The sequence below is a fragment of the Falcatimonas sp. MSJ-15 genome (assembly GCF_018918265.1).
Lineage (GTDB): Bacteria > Bacillota > Clostridia > Lachnospirales > Lachnospiraceae > Falcatimonas.
In genome coordinates this window covers 143,894-164,412 of the sequence record NZ_JAHLQC010000003.1, presented here as the reverse complement: position 1 = coordinate 164,412, position 20,519 = coordinate 143,894, and the positions used below count along the sequence as shown (strand labels likewise).

Annotated in this window: 19 protein-coding genes; 3 read left to right on the top strand and 16 right to left on the bottom strand. The window is 32.3% G+C overall.

What is annotated here, in order from left to right; all coding sequences use genetic code 11:
- Positions 1-73: 73 nt before the first annotated feature.
- From KQI85_RS03095 to KQI85_RS03080, 4 genes are all read right to left on the bottom strand, one after another.
- Positions 74-835: a TIGR03915 family putative DNA repair protein gene (locus tag KQI85_RS03095; RefSeq protein WP_216574634.1), complete on the bottom strand. Its 762-nt coding sequence runs from the start codon at positions 833-835 to the stop codon at positions 74-76.
- Positions 836-975: 140 nt separating this feature from the next.
- Entirely contained in the window at positions 976-2,532 is a 1,557-nt protein-coding gene (locus KQI85_RS03090) for a putative DNA modification/repair radical SAM protein (RefSeq protein WP_253293721.1), read from the bottom strand.
- Positions 2,533-2,923: 391 nt separating this feature from the next.
- Complete coding sequence (locus KQI85_RS03085) at positions 2,924-3,718, bottom strand: ImmA/IrrE family metallo-endopeptidase (RefSeq protein ID WP_216574632.1); 795 nt, start codon at positions 3,716-3,718, stop codon at positions 2,924-2,926.
- A 43-nt stretch (positions 3,719-3,761) separates the two neighbouring features.
- Positions 3,762-4,133 (bottom strand): helix-turn-helix domain-containing protein, encoded by a 372-nt coding sequence (locus KQI85_RS03080; protein WP_216574631.1) that lies wholly within the window; start codon positions 4,131-4,133, stop codon positions 3,762-3,764.
- Between the two features lie 512 nt (positions 4,134-4,645).
- Here KQI85_RS03080 and KQI85_RS03075 point away from each other — a divergent pair.
- From KQI85_RS03075 to KQI85_RS03065, 3 genes are all read left to right on the top strand, one after another.
- Positions 4,646-6,349 carry an ABC transporter ATP-binding protein gene (locus tag KQI85_RS03075; protein WP_216574729.1) on the top strand — a complete coding sequence of 568 codons (1,704 nt, stop codon included), beginning with the start codon at positions 4,646-4,648 and terminating at the stop codon, positions 6,347-6,349.
- Positions 6,349-8,226, top strand: coding sequence for an ABC transporter ATP-binding protein (locus KQI85_RS03070; protein WP_216574630.1), 1,878 nt, complete (start codon positions 6,349-6,351; stop codon positions 8,224-8,226). The genes KQI85_RS03075 and KQI85_RS03070 overlap by 1 nt, the downstream gene beginning before the upstream one ends.
- A 127-nt stretch (positions 8,227-8,353) precedes the next feature.
- Positions 8,354-8,908, top strand: a complete 555-nt coding sequence (locus KQI85_RS03065) for a MarR family winged helix-turn-helix transcriptional regulator (protein WP_253293720.1) — start codon at positions 8,354-8,356, stop codon at positions 8,906-8,908.
- 312 nt (positions 8,909-9,220) lie between these two features.
- Here KQI85_RS03065 and tig read toward each other — a convergent pair whose 3' ends face one another.
- The 12 genes from tig to KQI85_RS03005 all read right to left on the bottom strand — a co-directional run bounded on the left by tig (position 9,221) and on the right by KQI85_RS03005 (position 20,513).
- Positions 9,221-10,378 (bottom strand): trigger factor, encoded by a 1,158-nt coding sequence (gene tig, locus KQI85_RS03060; protein ID WP_216574629.1) that lies wholly within the window; start codon positions 10,376-10,378, stop codon positions 9,221-9,223.
- Positions 10,379-10,575: 197 nt separating this feature from the next.
- Positions 10,576-11,643, bottom strand: a complete 1,068-nt coding sequence (locus KQI85_RS03055) for a DUF3878 family protein (RefSeq protein WP_216574628.1) — start codon at positions 11,641-11,643, stop codon at positions 10,576-10,578.
- Positions 11,640-12,770 carry a tocopherol cyclase family protein gene (locus tag KQI85_RS03050; protein WP_216574627.1) on the bottom strand — a complete coding sequence of 377 codons (1,131 nt, stop codon included), beginning with the start codon at positions 12,768-12,770 and terminating at the stop codon, positions 11,640-11,642. Before KQI85_RS03050 ends, KQI85_RS03055 begins: the two co-directional genes overlap by 4 nt.
- Before the next feature lie 241 nt (positions 12,771-13,011).
- On the bottom strand, positions 13,012-13,191 hold the full coding sequence (locus KQI85_RS03045; RefSeq protein ID WP_216574626.1) for a hypothetical protein: 180 nt from the start codon (positions 13,189-13,191) through the stop codon (positions 13,012-13,014).
- Between the two features lie 41 nt (positions 13,192-13,232).
- Positions 13,233-13,925: an IspD/TarI family cytidylyltransferase gene (locus KQI85_RS03040; protein ID WP_216574625.1), complete on the bottom strand. Its 693-nt coding sequence runs from the start codon at positions 13,923-13,925 to the stop codon at positions 13,233-13,235.
- Positions 13,918-15,525: an NTP transferase domain-containing protein gene (locus KQI85_RS03035; protein WP_253293719.1), complete on the bottom strand. Its 1,608-nt coding sequence runs from the start codon at positions 15,523-15,525 to the stop codon at positions 13,918-13,920. Before KQI85_RS03035 ends, KQI85_RS03040 begins: the two co-directional genes overlap by 8 nt.
- 46 nt (positions 15,526-15,571) lie before the next feature.
- Complete coding sequence (locus tag KQI85_RS03030; RefSeq protein ID WP_216574624.1) at positions 15,572-16,297, bottom strand: WbqC family protein; 726 nt, start codon at positions 16,295-16,297, stop codon at positions 15,572-15,574.
- A gap of 69 nt (positions 16,298-16,366) precedes the next feature.
- A complete protein-coding gene (pseG, locus tag KQI85_RS03025) occupies positions 16,367-17,416 on the bottom strand; it encodes a UDP-2,4-diacetamido-2,4,6-trideoxy-beta-L-altropyranose hydrolase (protein ID WP_216574623.1) in 1,050 nt (349 codons plus the stop codon).
- Between the two features lie 3 nt (positions 17,417-17,419).
- Positions 17,420-18,118: a pseudaminic acid cytidylyltransferase gene (gene pseF / locus KQI85_RS03020; RefSeq protein WP_216574622.1), complete on the bottom strand. Its 699-nt coding sequence runs from the start codon at positions 18,116-18,118 to the stop codon at positions 17,420-17,422.
- A gap of 16 nt (positions 18,119-18,134) precedes the next feature.
- A complete protein-coding gene (locus KQI85_RS03015; protein ID WP_216574621.1) occupies positions 18,135-18,773 on the bottom strand; it encodes a CDP-alcohol phosphatidyltransferase family protein in 639 nt (212 codons plus the stop codon).
- Between the two features lies 1 nt (position 18,774).
- The gene (locus KQI85_RS03010) at positions 18,775-19,467 is read right to left on the bottom strand and encodes a class I SAM-dependent methyltransferase (RefSeq protein ID WP_216574620.1); all 693 of its coding nucleotides are present in this window, start codon (positions 19,465-19,467) and stop codon (positions 18,775-18,777) included.
- Between the two features lie 2 nt (positions 19,468-19,469).
- Positions 19,470-20,513, bottom strand: coding sequence for a DegT/DnrJ/EryC1/StrS family aminotransferase (locus tag KQI85_RS03005; protein ID WP_216574619.1), 1,044 nt, complete (start codon positions 20,511-20,513; stop codon positions 19,470-19,472).
- Positions 20,514-20,519: the final 6 nt, after the last annotated feature.

Here is a 20,519-nt window from a genome sequence, read left to right as displayed (position 1 = left end):
TTACCAGATGATAATAGCACTATTACAATCAATACTATTATCATCTGGCATTATACAACTATCAAACTTGTTCTTACATAAATTCTGTAGCATGTTTTCTCATCCAAAGCGGCATCATATTACGCTGACAGCTGTAATTCGTTCTCTCTTTTATTGCAATCGCATCAAAAAATGCTCTCCACATATCTGTATACTCATCATTAACAAGTTCTGTCTTCTTAAGCTTTTCCATCTCATCATCACTAAGTATTCTTATATAATTCTCACAATCTGCGGCATGAACAACTGCTGTCTTCCTATTATCATCTATAATCATCCAGTTCTCAGATGGCATCCTGTCTGCAAAATGATTAGCAACAATCTCTGTAATATTGTTCTTAGGCTCAAGATGGCATATATATAATCTATTATCTATTGAATTAAATCTTGCAAACTCTCTAAAATAATGTGCTTCATTACCAACATTCCTTCTAAGTTCAAGAATTCTTGCAACTTCCGGAATATTATACTGATACATGATATCTGCACCTATTTTAAAAGCTCTTATAAGAAATCTATATACTGCATCAAGAGAATCTTCTTCATAAGATAAAAGTGCATAATATATATGAAAAAAGGCATTATCAGATATCTTACGTTTTATGCTTCTCACTACTTTTTCATACTGCTCTTCACTATAATCAACATGTATATATTCGTCAAAAAGTGTATTCTGTACGACAGGTTCTTTCATAAGACAGATATTATTATGTCCACAGGTAAGTGCTCTTTCCCATGCTGTGTATATGCAGCATAGCATGTCTTCAATATTATTTCTTGCAGTATATATGTACATAAAATATTCGCCATCCTTTCATTTAACTCATATTAAGCCTATCATTTAACGTATATTATAATTATTATTTAACGCATATCATCATAATTATCATTTAACGCATATTATAATTATTATTTAACGCATATTATAATTATCATTTAATTCATATTAAAATCATCAAATAATGACATCTGACTATATGAATCATTCTGGTGCTTCGTCTTCCAATTATCTTTTCTATTATCATCAACTAATTGTCTTGTTATATAATTCTCTTCAATAGGCGTGTTATACATCATCTTACCATTACAAGTGATAAAATAATGTGCTCTCTTTAACACTACTCCAATCTTCTTAAGTGTATCAAAATCAAGTCTTGCATAACGTCTTGTATTCACTATTCGCATCGCAGACTTAGGTCCTATCCCTGGAACTCTTAATAAATCATCATAAGAAGCTCTCTGTACTTCTACCGGATATATATCAAGGTGTCTAAGTGCCCAATCACACTTTGGATCTACCTGTTCATTAAAATTAGGACGTTCCTTAGTCAAAAGTTCATCTGCCCTAAATCCATAGAATCGCATAAGCCAATCTGCCTGATATAGTCTGTGTTCTCTTAGTAGTGGAACTTCTGTCATCTTATCTGGAAGAACTGAATCTTCATTAACAGGTATATATGCAGAATAAAATACTCTCTTAAGATCATAAGTCTTATATAGTTGTTCTGTAGTCTTAACAAGTGTAAGATCTGTCTCTGGTGTAGCTCCAATAATCATCTGTGTACTCTGTCCTGCCGGTGCAAATGCACGTTTTAAGTTAGTCTTACCTATCTCCTGTGGAAGAAGAATCTTACTTGCAGATGATGATCTGCCTATATCTATATTATCACTGCCTATATCTATAATACCATTATCAGCATTACTGTTATATTCACTAGTATTACTACAATAACCACTAGTATTACTGCTATATTCACTAGTATTACTGCTATATTCACTAGTATTACTACGATAGCTACTAGTATTCTCACTAATATATTGACTATCCGAGAATATTCCTCTCTCAAGATAGCTATTAATCTTACCTCTCTCCATCTTGGCATTCTTACCTATTGCAAGCCTGTGTGCTGCTATTGTATCCGTAACTTTGCCCATAGGTTCAAGTATATTCTCAAACTTCTTATTCGGTGCAAGCTTCTCAAGACTCTCTCTGGTTGGAAGTTCCAGATTAATACTTATTCTATCTGCAAGATAACCTGCTGCAGAGAGAAGTTCATCCGGTGCTCCCGGAATCGTCTTAACATGAATATATCCATTAAACATATATTTATTGCGAAGAAGATTGAGAACTTCGCACATCTTCTCCATAGTATATTCAGGACTCTTAAGCACACCTGAACTTAAGAAAAGCCCTTCTATGTAATTACGTTTGTAAAATTCTATAACCAGTCTGCACAGCTCATCAGGTTCAAATGCTACTCTCTCCACATCATTAGAGCGTCTGTTCACACAGTACTTACAGTCGAATACACAGTGATTAGTCATAAGAACTTTAAGTAGTGATATGCATCTTCCATCTGCAGCAAAACTATGACATATACCACATGCTGCACTGTTACCAAGAGCTCCTTTCTTACCCTTGCGATCCACTCCACTTGAGGTGCAGGCAACATCATATTTCGCTGCATCAGCTAATATCTTCAATTTATCCATAGTTGTATAACCATTATCTATCTCGAACATACTTTCATTATACAAACATTTGTTCAAGAAATCAAGCATTTATTTTTGGAAATATATACATGAAAAGTATACATTTAAAAATCTCACAAGGAAGTCTATGAACTACGTCCGGATTAATATGTATCAACAAAAACACGCTCCCGCTAAGTGTCCATCGTAACGGTACTAAGTTTGTTGTAAGGCGTTGCCTTCCAACGCACTAAGTGCCGACGATTACCACATTGTTTTCTTTTGATACATATTAATCCGGACGTAGCAAATGTATGTTTTTCAGAGATTTTTAAATGGATTACTGGCTTTGGGTATACGATTATTCTGAATGTTATTATTGTTATTCTTATATATTACAAGTGCTTGACTTCTATAGATGTATAGATTTTTTATTACTGATTTTATATATTTCTTCTTTTATTTTTTCAAGTGATCTCAAATTATCTCTATGATATTTTATTTCATCTTCTTCGCATATCGCTTCTCTTACTTTCATCTCTATCATTCCTAAATTTATTACATTAGATGGTAATACCAGGTTTGAGTCTAATCCATTTTTTTCAAACAGTATTGAAATGTTTTTCAAGCTATTATCAAAATTAGCTTTTATATTTGATTTTAATATTTCATTTGAACTTTGAACTGCTGTTTCATAAAGGCTAATCATAATAGCTTTATATGGTGCCTGAAATACATCCATGCAACAACAAACCTTAGATATGAATTCCATCTCTTTAGGAAGTTCAAGATAATAAGGGAGCAGATTTCCAAGTAACATCTGAGACGCAAAATTTTCAGCTTTTCGCTCCTCCATATATGCATCAACATTTATAACATGATCAAATGATATTTTATCGAATATAAGATGATATATTTCATGCCATGCAGTAAAATACTGATTTGCTCTCGGTTGTGCTGTGTTAATAAAAGGAATTTTTTTTCCATCTTTTACATATATTGCACCTCCAAAATAAGGATTATCGACCGGCATCATTATCAATCCATTTTCTCTCAACATCTGTATTGCTAATAAAGCAGTTGATTGAACAGATAATTTATTACACTTTGTTTTTATTTGTAACACCAAATTTTCCGTTTCCGCCCTTATCGCTGCATTCTTTTTAACCACTTCATCAAGATTATCTGCTGTTATCTTTTCGCTCATAATACCTTTCTCCTATACTCAATCATTATATTATCTTAGAATTCTAATAATAAATCGCACAAATGTCCAAAATATCCTTTAGTAATTGCAATTCCTTTTTTCCTTCATCTGACATTATATAATCTTTTGGTTCATTCATAGAATATACTGCATCTATCACATTTGTATCTTCATCTTTTTGATTCCAGTTCATTACTTCATCCACGTTTACTCTCAAGACCTCGAATATTTTTTGCACATGCTTATCAAATGTACTTTTACTATCTAATTCACCTTTTAAAATTCTATCAAGTGTCGGACGTGAAATGTCTGCTTTTTTAGCAAATGATATTTTTGTATATCCGTCTTTCTTTAAATACAATTTCAATTTCTCACCAAACAATTTTCTATATTCAAATACTTCATTTAATTCCATATATATCACCTCTATTTATAGTATATATCATTTTTTATAAATCTCAATCATTTTTGTAAAAATTTTTTTTACAAAGCAAGGCTGCCATGACAATAATATTCAGCATAATCGTATACCATAAGCCAGTAATCCATTTAAAAATCTCACAAGGAAGTCTATGAACTACGTCCGAATTAATATGTATCAACAAAAACACGCTCTCGCTAAGTGTACATCGTAACGGTACTAAGTTTGTTGTAAGGCGTTGCCTTCCAACGCACTAAGTGCCGACGATTACCACATTGTTTTCTTTTGATACATATTAATCCGGACGTAGCAAATGTATGTTTTTCAGAGATTTTTAAATGTATACTTTTTAATCTTGACAATCGTGAATTTCGTACTAGAATATAAATACAATAGTTGTATATGCAACTATTGTATATGCAATCAATATCCAATTTAATATGATGTTACAATAATAATTATAGGAAAGGACGTGTATCTAATTGTTAAGACGAATATTCTCTTATATGAAAGAATATAAAAAATACGCTTACCTTGCACTTATATGTATCGCAGTTGAAGCAACTCTTGAACTTCTTGTGCCAAGAATAATGGCAGATCTCATAGATGTCGGCGTTGCTAATGCTAATACTTCTTACATATATCAAAAAGGTATACAGATGGGAATCTGTGCTATAATTGCACTTATACTTGGAGGTTTAAGTTCAAGATTTTCAGCACTTGCCGGTCAAGGGCTTGGTGCTAATATACGTAAGGCAGAATATGAAAAATTACAAACATTTTCTTTTTCCAATATAGACCATTTCAGAGTGTCATCACTTGTCACCAGACTTACTAGTGATGTAACTAACATTCAGAATGCTGTATCAACCGGAATGCGTCCATTTGGAAGAAGCCCCATCATGCTGATAGTCGCAACCACGTTTGCTTTTCAGATTAATAGCACACTTGCAATTGTATTCTTAGTTGCTCTTCCAATACTTGCAATTATGCTTATTGCAATCATAATTACAATACGACCTCTGTACTCTAAGATGCAATATGCCATAGATCTTGTAAATAGAACTGTTCAAGAAAATCTTACCGCTATTCGTGTAGTCAAATCCTATGTCCGTGGCGATTATGAGATAGACAAATTCAAAGATGTTAACTCAAACTTAAAAAATGAGTCAGAAAAAGCATTCAAAACAGCTGTTTTAAATATGCCTTCAATGCAATTTGTCATGTATGGAACTATACTTTCACTTTTACTTATAGGCGGCAGGCTTGTTAAAAACGGAGAGCTTATGATAGGGCAGCTTACAAGTTTTCTAAGTTATGTACTTCTTATCTTAAACTCACTTATGATGATGTCAGGTGTCTTCCTGCAGATGACACGTTCATTATCATCTGCAGCACGAATCATAGAGATTCTTGATGAAGAGATTGATATAAGAGATAATAGTAATTCTCTCTTAACTGTAGAAAAAGGCGAGATTGAATTCAATCATGTATGGTTCAAATATAACAAAAATGCTAAAGAATACGTTTTCTCAGACGTATCATTCCATATTGAACCCGGACAGACAATCGGTATCATCGGTCAAACCGGTGCTGCAAAGACCACACTTGTACAACTTATCCCAAGATTATATGACGCAACCAAGGGCAATATATTAATCGATGGCAGAGATATTAAAGACTACTCTGTACGTCATCTTCGTGATTCAATAGCAGTTGTACTTCAAAAAAATACTCTTTTCTCAGGCTCAATGACAGATAATCTAAAATGGGGCGATGAAAATGCTACAATGGAGGAGATTAAAAAAGCCTGCCATATAGCATGTGTAGACGAATTCGCAGACCGACTTGCTAGTGGTTATGATACCGAGATGGGGCAGGAAGGTGTGAATGTGTCCGGTGGGCAAAAACAGCGTATATGTATCGCAAGAGCCATATTAAAGAAGCCAAAAGTCCTGATACTTGACGATTCAACAAGTGCCGTTGATACCGCCACAGAAGCTAAGATTAGAGAAGGACTTGCAACCGAACTTCCGGATATGACTAAGATCATAATAGCGCAAAGAATATCATCAGTACGTCATGCCGATCAGATTATAATTATTGACAAAGGTTACATTAACGGAATAGGTACTCATGAAGAACTTATGAAAAATAATCGCATATATCAGGAAATATATGAATCACAGAAGGAAGGAGCTGATCTATAATGGCAAAATATGTTGGATATAAAAGACCTAAAGATACTAAAAAAACATTTAAACACCTACTATCATACCTTGGCATGCACAAATGGTCATTTGTCATCGTTGCCATACTTGTACTAATAAGTGCAAGTGCAAGCCTTGCAGGAACATACCTATTAAAACCTGTAATTAATCACTTCATTCTTCCGGGTGATCTTCAAGGACTCACAAACGCTGTAATAAAGATGGGAATAATGTATCTGTGTGGTGCTCTCTCAACACTTTTTTACAATCGTCTTATGATTAAGACATCACAAAAAGTAATTGAAGACATACGAAATGACTTGTTTGCCCATGTACAGAAACTCCCTCTAAAATACTTCGATTCGCATACACATGGAGAACTCATGAGTCGTTTTACTAATGATGTAGACACACTTCAAGAAGCTATGAACAACAGCTTTGCTATGATTATACAAAGTTTTATAACATTGCTCGGAACAATAATTATGATGATGGTGCTAAGCCTAAGACTGTCAATGATAGTAGTTATATTTCTCATAATTATGGGATTTCTTATAAAATTCAATGGTAAACACAGCAAAAAATATTTTTCAAAACAGCAAAAAGAACTTGGACAATTAAACGGTTTCATACAAGAGATGATGGCTGGACAGAAAGTTGAAAAAGTCTTCAATCATGAATCCTATAACTTTAAAAAATTCTGTGAGATGAATGAAAGACTTCGTATAGAATCAACTAATGCACTCACATTCTCTGGAATGATGGTTCCAACAGTCGTAAGTCTTTCATATTTTAACTATGCTGTATCTGCATGTGTTGGTGGATTTCTGGCTATTAACGGATTACTCGACCTTGGAAGCCTGTCTGCCTATCTTGTATATGTAAGACAAAGTGCAATGCCACTTAACCAATTTACTAATCAGGTTAATTTTCTTCTCTCAGCATTATCTGGTGCAGAGCGAATATTTGAACTTATGGATGAAGAAGTTGAAATTGACAACGGTAATGTGACACTTTGTAACATAGTAAAAAACTCTAATGGTGAGATAATAGAATGTGACAAAAGAACAGGTATATTCGCATGGAAAATTGCAGAATCATCAAAGTCTTCTCCATCAACAAGCTCATACAGATATGTAGAACTAAAAGGTGATGTTCGTTTTAACGATGTTGTATTCGGATACGTTCCTCACAAGACTATCCTTAATCACATCTCACTCTATGCCAAACCAGGACAAAAAATCGCTTTTGTAGGCTCAACAGGTGCAGGTAAGACAACAATCGTCAACCTTATAAACCGTTTCTATGAGATACAGTCAGGAAGCATTACCTATGACGGCATAGACATTAAAGACATTAAAAAAGATGATTTAAGACGTTCCCTTGCAATGGTAATTCAAGATACACATCTATTCACCGGAACAATAACAGAGAATATACGATATGGCAATCCTTCTGCCACAGATGAAGAGATACATGAAGCTGCTATAATCGCAGGAGCAGACTCCTTCATAGAGCGTCTTCCAAATGGATATGATACAATGTTATATGCAGATGGAAATAATCTCTCTCAGGGACAACGACAACTTCTCGCTATAGCAAGAGCGGCAGTTGCCAAACCACCTGTTCTAATCCTTGATGAAGCTACAAGTTCAATAGATACAAGAACCGAACGACTTATTGAAAAAGGCATGGATGCTATAATGCAAGGCAGAACTGTATTTGTAATTGCACACAGACTCTCAACAGTTCGTGGTTCTAATGCTATAATGGTACTAGAAAAAGGCGAAGTAATAGAACGAGGAGAGCACGAAGAACTTCTTGCACAAAAAGGACGCTATTACAGACTTTATACAGGACAATTCGAACTGGAATAAATAATGCAAGTTGCAGATTCCATTTTCCACTATTAGCCCTGATATATAAATAGTAGAATTCCTAAGTAATCAACAACATTGACATTAGTGATTAAATAGATTTGAATATACTCATGGAGGAATTGTTATGAACACTAATAATCAGAAAACCAATACGAATAATAACATTGAAAGTTCTATTGATATAGCTGTACAAAATGATATTAATACTGCAAAAGATAATACTAATTTAAGCATTGGAATGCGTTTTTTAAATATCGAGCTTCTAAGACGTAAGTTCATACGCCCTTATTTTATTGAACTTGGGCTTACAGTCGGACAAGGATTTCCACGAATTCTTAAAACGCTAAGAACACTTAACAGACCTGTAACTCAAAAAGAACTTGCTGATATATGTATACTTGATGTAACAACTATGTCCAGAGCTCTTGATAAACTAGAACAGTCGGGACTTCTAAAACGAAGCACTAACCCACAGTGCAGACGTTCATGGCTTATAAGCCTTACCGAAAAAGGTAACTCTCTCGCTGACAAAGTTATAGAGATATTCAACATGACCGATGAGATATTTATCAACAATCTGTCAGAAACTGAGATAACTACACTAATAACATTGTTAAACAAGATAGAGAATAACATAAATAATGCAATTGATGAACACAATCCAGACAACGTAAATTAGATTGTCAAAATATAAATAACATACAATATCAGAATTTTGCTTAAGTATAATAACTTACTTTTAATTAAAAGCCATATAATAAGATATCGTATGATATATATGTTCTATAATTAAAAACCAAAATAAAAGATACATAAAATAATAGTAACCCTAGTGGTAACAGATATGATAAATAAATCTTTAAAATTCTCCATATAAGAGATTCTATAAAATCTTTCATATCTGTCACCATCAGGGTTACTATGTTATATTTAAAAAATCACTATATACTAATCCATTATATTAATCTTATAAAATATAATCTATAACTCTTTATTCTGTAACTGTTGCAGTTTTTTCAACAGCCTGTTCTTCTACATATTCAAGAACTTTCTGGAATGTTAAGCTTAATCTTAAATAATTCTGGCTATAATATTCGATTACAGCATCTACATCATCAAATCCTGTAACTGTGCCATCATCAATAAGAGACTGTGCATATTCCTTAACTTCATCATCAGAAACTGTAATTGATTCCTTCTCAGCAATACCTCTTGCAATCATCTCAGATATAGCAGAAGTCTGTCCATATTCAAGAGTCTTCTTGTTAAAGTCATCCATAGTTGAACCATTACCTGTTATATATTCTTCAAGAGTCTTTCCATAATAATTAGTTGCAATCTGCTCATAATAATCATTCATCTCAGTCTGATACTGGGCTACAAGTTCTTCAGGATATGATATAACTGTACAGTTATCAATAATAGTATTCCATACATTATTTAACTTATCACTCTTAACATCTTCAGCTTTTGAAGCTTCAAGACTCTCTTTTACAGAAGCCTTATACTCATCAACAGTTTTATAAGATGTATTATTAGCAATAAATTCATCAGTTAATTCTGGAGTCTCTTTAACCTGAATAGAATTAACTTTTACATCAAACTGAACTGCCTTACCAGCATAATCAGGATTATTAAGATATGGATTAGGGAAAGTTAAATTAAGCTTAACTTCATCACCAATATTAGCACCAATAAGACCTGTCTCAAAACCATCAATAAACTGACCTGAACCAATTGTAAGTGAAGCACCTGTAGCTGATCCACCGTCAAAAGCAACTCCATCAATATATCCTGTATAATCAATATTAACAACATCGCCATCCTGAACAGCTCTGTCAGTTACATCAGTTGAAGTTGCATAATATGATAAAAGAGAATCAACCTTAGCCTGAATATCATCCTCAGTAACTTCGACACTCTTAACCTGAACTTCAATGCCTTTGTATTCACCAAGAGTTACATAATCACTCCATACAAGATTAGAAGTATCAATCTTATTAAAAGGAGCTGTTGTTGTCTCCTCTCCAGCTGCAACAGTTGTTGTATCTGTAGCATCAGTTGTGTTCTTATCTTTTGAATTACATGCAACTAATGATAATCCCATTACCATTACAAGTGCAAAACTCATTAATCTCTTTTTAAACATTATAATTCTCCATTCCCTTTTTTCTAAAAATAACAGACAGCAGCAAATCACTTATGCATACAATTAAATGCACTCATAATTCATAAACCGTCATAAGTTAGCTTCCAGTGCAAAAAGCACCAACTAAGTCTACCACAGATATTTGAAAAAATAAAGCATTTTGCAAAAGTTCACACAGTTTTCACTTTTATTTTCTATCAACTGATAGTAATAACACTACATCTATTTCTTAGAAAACCTCTGTCAAATACCAATAGTTGCTCCTTATATGTAACTGAATCCTTCTCATATATAAAAGGTTCTTCTCTATATATTAGAACTTCTCTTCCTTTCTCTCTGTACTCAAGTGCAACCTTAAGTGTCTCATTATGAATCCTGTTAATATCAACTTCATTCTCTGCAAACTTACGTCTGTTATAACACTTAGTCGCATCACGAAGTTCATTAATAAGCAAGAACACAACCTTACTATGTTTTTTACTAACAAGCATCTTCGTAATCTTCTTCATAAGCCTCATACTCTCAGACTCGCCATAGGCTTTAACCACATTATACAGTTTCTTGTCTGCTGCATGTGTGCAAAGTGCAAGAAGATATTCTGTCGCATCTTTATCTACGGAATCCGGATATGGAACATAATACTTATCTGGAACAGACGGATAAGCCTTAATCGGTGGATAATCTGCAAGAAGTGACAACACTTTCTCTTTTTCATTACAGACACTATCTCCCATAAAACGTCTCTTATCTCGCAGTGTAGCAAGTTCATATTCAAGCTGGCGCATATACTCATAATCTTTTATCCAAAAATGTCCTATATCTCCATAATTATAATACTCTGCTTTTAGATATATCTTAGAAAATTTTATAGTAAAGGTATTAACAAAACCATTATTCTCCTGATTAACAATAAGCATATATCCACCATCAATACGCTGTATGCCCGCAGTCTCTATATATTCTATCTCTTCTTCACTGTCACAATTAATATCTTTGACATAATCACTACTGCCAGACTTATTCACATCCTTAACATTATCGCCTCTAAGATACTCTCCCGTCATAATAGCATCTTCAAGAACAATATAGCTCTCCACTGCATCATTCATAAGATATACTACATGACATTCTCTATTGCCGGTAGACATATTCTCCTTAAAAACAGGTTCAAATACACTAAGTTCAATAAGTTCAGCAATCTTAATAATCTCATCCGGCATATCTTGTGTTATACCAGTCATATAATCAGCATAATCTTTCATCATCTGTCCATCTCACCATATTCACACCCAACATGAGTTGCATCAATATCATCAACAAGATACAATGTACCTTTCTTCTTCTCATATAGGCGTATTCTTGCTTCACCATTTCCGCCATTGTACAGATGATTATGCCATTTCGTTCCATCAGGAGCTTCGTAATTAATAAAAAGCATATCCTCTTTACGACATCTCGCAGATACTTTTACCAATGCAGTTCTACTCTCCTGCCATACCTTCCAATAGACATACTCATCATCCTCATAACTCTTAAAACGTGTATTAACAGCATCAAGGACTTTAGAAAAATTAAATTCGTACTCTTTTCCTTCATAATAAAAAGCACTAAGAAGCTTCCTTCCCAGTGACGTAAAAAATACTTTTGGTCTTCCACCACCAATATCAAATACGCTATTCTTAAGTTCTTTACCTGTTATTCTGCTTCTAAGACAGTTAGATGACAGCCATATCCAAGGTGTTGTAAAATTCCTGCCCCAATTCTTATCTGCATATCCATAAGAAAATTCCGGAATAACTTTATACTTCTCACCGTTAAGCCATATATCACCGGCTACATACGTCTTCATACCTTCAGCATGCCAATACATCTCAAAAGCCTTCATTCTTCGAAATGGCTCACTTGTACCATAACCTGCATTAAAAGCAATCTTCTTATCAAGAGTCAAGTCAAATATCATACTTCCAGCATCAGACATATATGCACTATCTGCTGCTTCATCCTCACTTACATGTACACTTCCAAACAATCTCTTCTCACTCACATAACAGTCAAGTGCACTAATCTCAAAAGACCCTTTTCTCTTAATACTAACTTCACTCCATGGAATAAACCTATTAAGCTGAACTTTATTCTTACCCCAGCAGCCAACTTTAACCATTAGATATGAAGGCTTAAGATGTCTTTCTCTCGCTTTCTCACTCTGTCCAAGAATTGCTTTATTACCACCATGTGCAGGATTACACAGGAAAAATTCAATAAAAAATGGAACTTCTTCACCATCAGACTCACGTCTTGCTGTAAAAGAATGCCACCACCAGTCATATCCCTGATATGCAAAACTGCCATCAAGCATGTATTGATTTTTTGAAATATCATGATTATTAAACATCTACACTCATCCCTTCTTATATGCAAACCAATTGTAAAATCGAAAAATTGTAATTAGTGTAATTATAATGCTTTGAAATAGTTTATACAATTGTTTTTTATCAATTATATTTGTTCTACTTGTGGATAAATATAAGATGTTTTATGCTTGGTGAGCTGACAAAAACTATTGAATAGTCAGTCGATAGAGGAGAGCTATCGAGCGAAGTGGTTGGAGGGGGGGAGTAATAAATTGTTTTGATTTATCTAGTCGCTTTCTTTTGTTGTAAACTTATCTTTTCCAATAAATTCTCTAAATATCTTCTAGTTAAATTACCTACAAGATCACATACTACTCTTTCATTATCTCCTACTCCATTTATCACTTCTACAATTAATTGCAAAACAGCTTTAATCCATTCCTTAGATCTGTCTTCATTCATATATGACCTATCCCTTCTCAATTAACAATATTATACTTCACTTATCTCACGAATCTTTCAAACAACCTCAAATCATCCTTAGTAGTAATCTTAATATTGCCTTGATTACCATAAGACTGATATACAGTATCTCCAAGTGCATACATAAGACTTGTCGTATGTGGTTCTATTGTATCAAGAAGATTCTTCTCCTCTGCTCTCCTATAGATATCTTTAAGATAGCCATATCTAAAACTTTGTGGACATGTAACCTGTATACACTTATCTCTGTCAATCCAATTAAGACTTGTATTATTATCATCATTACTGCCTATAAGCTGATAACAAGGTATACACGAAGCAGACATTCCTTTCTCTTTGCATACTCTAATCGCATCTTCAATTATTATCTGTTCTGTAAAAGGTGAAGCTCCATAATGAATCATCACAATATCTTCATCTGATAATTTATTATTAAGATTATTAACACCATTAATAACAGATTGTTGAAAAGTATCTCCACCTTTAACAATCCACTTAACCTTGCTTAATCCATATTGCTTAACCATATCTTTTACATAATCAATCCAATCACCATGGCACACAATTTCTATACTGTCAATTTCTCTATTATTTTGATATATTTCAACTGTATATGCCAATATCGGTTTTCCAAGAATCTCAACAAACTGTTTAGGTATACTCTCTCCTACTCTCGTTCCGTTACCACCTGCAAGTATCAAAGCACTAATCATTATTCAAATCATCTCCTCTAACAAGCTGTTCCATATATTCAAGCATTACTGGAATATATTTTTTACAATTCCTATAAGCCGTCAAGAAAAAAAATCCGTCATCATCATTAACTGCTCCCTTATAAAGCCCCCAACAGAACCAATAATATCCCGTCACGACAACATATCCAAGATAATGACAAAATTCTCTAAAATCAGGTTCTCTTCCAAGATATATCCTAACAATCTCTCTAATCTCATCCACTGAATAATCATCTCTACAGCAGATACAAGCTATATCCGCTGCTTCATCATTAATCCCTGCATATTCCCAATCAATCAAGTACATCTCATCACCATTTGTAATAAGATAATTAGGTTCATATGTATCATTGTGGCATAATACTTTTTTTCCAATTCCATCATTATTCACATAATTGTTAATCTCAACAACCTTTCTTCTAAGTTCTGCAAACTCTGTCAAAAGATTTCCCTTATAATGCATAGCAATCCTCATTAATTTTTCCGCTTCCAAAAAAGTATCAAAATACTTAATATCTCCACTTACATTAGCATCATGAAGTCTTCTTATATACTCGATTGCTTTATCTCTTAATTTTCCTGATTTTTTTAAATCAAGCTGAACATTATTATCTACATAATCCGATATCTTCCATCCTGATTTATCTATGTAAATAACAGATTTATCTATTCCTATCTCCTTAGCTTTATTCTGTGCATAGCACTCCGTCTTCCTATCGACCAAACTATCTGATGTGCTTCCCGGATGTCTGTATACATATAATCTGTTATGCATCATAAATTTAAAAGACACATTTGTAAGTCCCTTTTCAATGACTTCTATCTCACCAATGTCATTAGCTTTTCCACCAAGACACTTACATATATTCTCGACAATCGATGAATCAATATTGTTAAGAAATTCTGAATCAAATCGTCTCAAATCTTCAATAGACTCAAACTCTACAATATCTTTTTCTTCAAATGTTACTGCATACATTGTGAGTTCCCTAATATGTTTTCCGTAGAATTCTTCCCAAAACATATTAGCAACTCTAAAATCATTAATCTCATTCTCCATGAGTTCACAAAAAACTCTTGAAAAAGATTCTGAAAAATACGCATGTCCTACCATAGCCCAGGAATCTCTTCCACCAACAGAAAATTCTGTTATAACATCGCTGTTACTCTTTTTTATTGCGAACTCATTAAAATCTCCATTTTTCCACACACACGCTCTATATGATTCCTTATAATCCATAACAAATGGATTATGAACAAAATAATGATCCGCACAGCATATAAATGTGTTAGCAAGATATTTTCTTGCAACATATAACGAATACAAGTTTCCTTTACTCTCATATTTATTATTAGTTATCAGGTGAACACCATATTTATCTTCAAGATAAAAATATCTCTCCTTCATAAAGCCCACAACAACATATATGTCAGCTATTCCCGCTGTTCTAAGTTGCTCTATCTGGCGTTCTATTAATCTTTCACCTTTTACTACAAATAATCCCTTTGGTTTCTCATATGTAAATGGTGCAAAACGGTTTGATTTGCCTGCTGCTAGTATAATCGCTGTTTTTTTCATTATTTTCCCCCCTATATGTCATAACAATATATAATAGGCATCCATATTATTCGCCTATTTTTTTATTCCACTCGCTAAATGTATAATTGTTATCATTCATAATAATTTGCTTTGTTTTTTCTGGTCCACAATTCAATAACATGTCCAATACTGATAATCCTGGTTCAAAACCCTCATACACTTGCGAATATTCAGCACCATCATAATTTATATATATATGTTGAATTCCGCTTTCGTTGAACTTTTCTATATCAACATAATTCTCGCTTCCCTTATTAGACATATATTCCTTTTCACCTAACTTATGACATATGTCAATTAATAATTCATTCTTTTCACCTTCAAAATTAAAATCTCTATCATATAATATCTCTGTTTTGCTTTCTAATTCTTTTAATACAAAATTAGTAATAAAAATATCTAATTCTTGAAGTTCACTCCATTTTTTTGAATAAAGTTCTTTTAAAAATGGAAAGTATTCGTCATAATACGGTGCCTTTTGATATGCAAATTTTATTGCATTAAGATGTTGATTTCTCCAATTTGTCATATTACTAATTTTAACATCAGCTATCAACTGTCCATCTTTCCCCTTATTCTCCACAGGAACAGAAATATACTTCCATCCCTCTTTTACTCTTATTCTATTTCTATTTTGCCATGAACTCTTATCGAACTGAACTTTTGTCAAATACAAAAACTTATCACTTCTCATTATTTTTCCTATCAAACCTGGATATGCCCAATAATTTGGTTGATGTATTGTTAACATTATAAAACCTCCCATTTATTAAAAATTTCATTTAAACATATTTAACCGTTGCAAATACTCCTTTAATCATCATACTAACTTAATAATTTCAGTAACTATATTTTCAGCTCCATTTTTATTTACACTATTTTTAGCTTCAACTAACATATTTAAATAATCAATAGAATTATTTGTGAGTTTACTTAAATATTCAACAATTCTATTTATAGTCTTAATTTCATCATTTCTAAAATCACCTGCATAAAACATACCCCTACCATTTCCAAATGATTTTACATCATATATTTGATCATCCGATGTACAATAAAAAATAGTTGGTAATTGCATAGCACTGCATTCATATAATACTGTACTAGCTGCTGATATACATAAATTGCTCTCACTCATTATCTCTGCTATATTATTAGCATTTATCTCTAATTCAACATTATCATTTCCTTCTGCTAATTGCTTCAAACATTCTATATTAGAATTATACGCACCAACAATTATTTTCCATTTAACCGACATAAATAGTTGTATTTTTTCCTGTCTTATATATGTTAGTATCTTATACATGCTATTTAATATATCACCGCCTCCACAAATCATCATAATTTTTTCTATTCTACTACTATCCCTATTATTCTGTTCTATTTGCATAAATTCACTTCTAAGCGGAACATATTTATCTCCTAACAGCAATTTTACATCTACATCTTTATATCTGTTATAATAATCAAATATTGGATAATATAGATTATAATTTATTATTATCTGTGCAGAATAGTATTCTTTAAACAAGTCATCAAATACTGCTACTTTAAAAATTCTACTCATTTCATCTACATACTTATCCGTTGCAGAATATGTATCTATTATCAATATACCTTCTGCTTTAATTCTCTTAAAAAAATCATACTCATATTTTTCATTCAATACTTTCCAATCAGTATTTAATACAATTAAGTCATAACCGTTTTGTCTAATCATTTTAGTTGAATTCTCATCCGATACAACAAAGCATACCTGCATACCTTTACTTTTTAATATCTTTGATATAGTTATACATCTCATAACATGACCAGTTGCAATCGTTTCATTTGCATCTGTTCTAATATAAGTAATAATAATTATCATCTCCTACTTATTTAATATTTGATATTTTAATTCTGCAATTTTCCAATCTTCCTCTGTATCAATATCCTGTACTTGTATATCTGACAATATTATAGGCATAAAGCCAGTTTCTATTATTCCTTTACTTTTAATCAAATCAGCTACATTATATACATAAAACTGTCCCGCATCATGATATTGTTTTTCTAAATCCTGTGAACGTGTAGTTACATATTCTGGATTTTTAAACTTAGCAAAGCCATCCTCATCAATAATCAAACAACGTTGTGGTGGATAAGAAAACTGCACTAGTGGTATAACAACTTTTGGATTAAATTCTTTCATTTTCTTCATGGCTTCTATTATTATATGTTCGTTTATGAACGGTGCTGTCGGGTATATACAGCATACATATTCATATGTTTTTCCTATTTTTTTATATTCTTCTAATACTTCCAAAATCACATCTTCTGTAGTTGCATAATCATCAGCATTTTTTTTGCTTCGCATAAACGGAACACTAGCTCCATATTTTTTTGCAATTTCTGCGATTTCTTCACTGTCGGTTGATACCATAACTTCATCAAATATTTTACTGGCAATAGCAGCTCTTATAGAATATGCAATAATTGGAATTCCACAAAAATTTCTAATATTTTTTTTAGGAATTCTCTTACTCCCACCTCGTGCTGTGATTATTGCCACATTTCCCATTTTTTGCATATAATAATAATCCTCCTTACTGTTGTTTAATTTCATATAATCTATATATCAAATCAATCAACCAAAGTCCCATGTATGCCAAAAATAAATAATTTCTGTAGGGTGTAAGCAAAAATATACTGCTAACAAGACATTGTAATGTAACATCCATTCCAAACAAAATACCCCTATCGTAAAAATACTGTTTTAATTTTGTTCTCTTAAAATTCTCACTCTTTCTTATAAATGGAGCGATATAAAATGTTGCTATTAATCCATATATATTTTGCATTAAAACAGCACAAATTGCCCACCAAAATGGTATGTCCATATTCCATCCAAGTACTAAGAAAAAAACTGTAAAAAATAAAAAATCTGATATTTGATCTAATCTTTTTCCCAATGATGAACACATTTTTTTATTTCTTGCCAAATTTCCATCTAATACATCACATAGCATATAAATCTGAATGAATAATGCAGTAAGCACATATTTGTTATTAATTGCCAAATAGCAACATATTCCTGTATTAAGAATCATATTTGTCACAGTAACCATGTTGGGAGTTATAGGTGTATTAACTAAAAATCTTACTGGACGTTTTACAACTTCAACTAATGTTCTTTCCCAAAAATAGTTTTGTGCTCTCTTCATTATAAATTCACTACTCATCATCTCACCCTCTTTCACATGTAACAATATAGCTACTATCAGCAATTTCTCCATTACTATGTGTTTCTACCATTTTATTTATCTCCAAACATTTAAAATCTGAAAATAATTCTTCTATTTCCTGCTTATCCAAAAAATGCATCAGCATTCCATTTTCACTATTTGCACATAACTTTGTATTGTCAACATCCACATAATATGTATTTTTTTCTTTTGTTTCTATACAATTTCCTTTGCTGCATCTATAATCTTCAATACTTCTTGTAACACAAAATATTTTTCCACCGGGACGTAACACACGTTTCATCTCACTTATTGTCTTTTTTATGTCAGTCATACTCAAATAATACAATGAACCATAACTTACAATTCCATCAAACATATTGTCTTTAAATGGTATCTCCGTCATGGAACCTACCTTAATATTATCTACATATTCCTGCATATCTAAATTATCTAACATTTTTTTTGTATAATTAACTCCTTCACTTGAAAAGTCTAAGCCATATGGCTGTATCTTTTCGCTTCCCATGAAGAAAATATGCCTTCCTGCTCCACATCCCAAATCCAATACTTTTTCTTTACCATCACGTCTAAAATTTCTAAATACAAATTGTACAACTGGTTCTGATGGATATTTCGGTCTGTATCTCGATTCCTTATGTAAATTAGTCCATGCTTCTTTGCTATCTACCATAACTATTCTTCCTCCATACATCTATTGATTTTTTTAATTTCTTCAATTATTTGTTCTACGTTATGTTCTTCCGATACCCATAAATTTACTATCTTATCACTAACTATATCTGCATTTTTCATCTTTTGATTTTTATAAATCATTGCTAATGAAGGATACCAATTACTAATATCTATATTAAGTTCTCTAACATTCTCTAATAATTTATCTCTATCCTTTAAATACAAAAAAGAAAAACGCCATACAACTTCTTTGTCAAACTGAACATTAGGTATGCTTATATATTTTTTATTCAAATTACTACAATATATCAGCTGTTTCGTTTGTCGCATTTTATTAATTTCATCTTTATAATATAGTCTTTGCAATAATTCTGAATTTTCATCCATATGATATATAAATGAAAATGCATTGCTTATTTGTAATTCCCGCATTTTTATATTCTTTTTATCTGTACTGTCTTTGCTATGTACTATTTTATAATATTCTTCACGATATTTATTAAATCTATCATTAATATCATATGGTTTTAATGGCAATAGACCTACTATCTCTTTCATTTTTAAGTATAACTCTATATTATCTGTAAATGCTGCTCCGCCACCACATTGCGTTTCATATATCTTCGTATGTCCAAAACTAGTAATTGATATATCTCCACCAGATAAATATGATGTCTGTGCTGCATCTTCTAGTATCTTAATATTATGTCGTTCACATATAGTTTTTAAATCACTCATATTACAAAAATGCCCATATATATGTGTTGGCACAACAACCTCATATTTTTCTTTTTCTAACATTGTACTTAAATACTCTAAATCCATTGTATAATTAGATAAATTTACATCGCAAAAATCGATTTCGCAACCAGCTGCTATTGCTGCGTTCACAGGGTTTGTACATGATATTGCTGGAAATATAATTTTTTTATGTTCTGTACCTAAAGCCTTTAATGCCAAATATATTGCAGTTGTTCCACTCCCTGTAAATACAGAATACTTTTTTCCATATATTTTGCATAACTCCTGTTCCAAATCTGTCATTCTTAT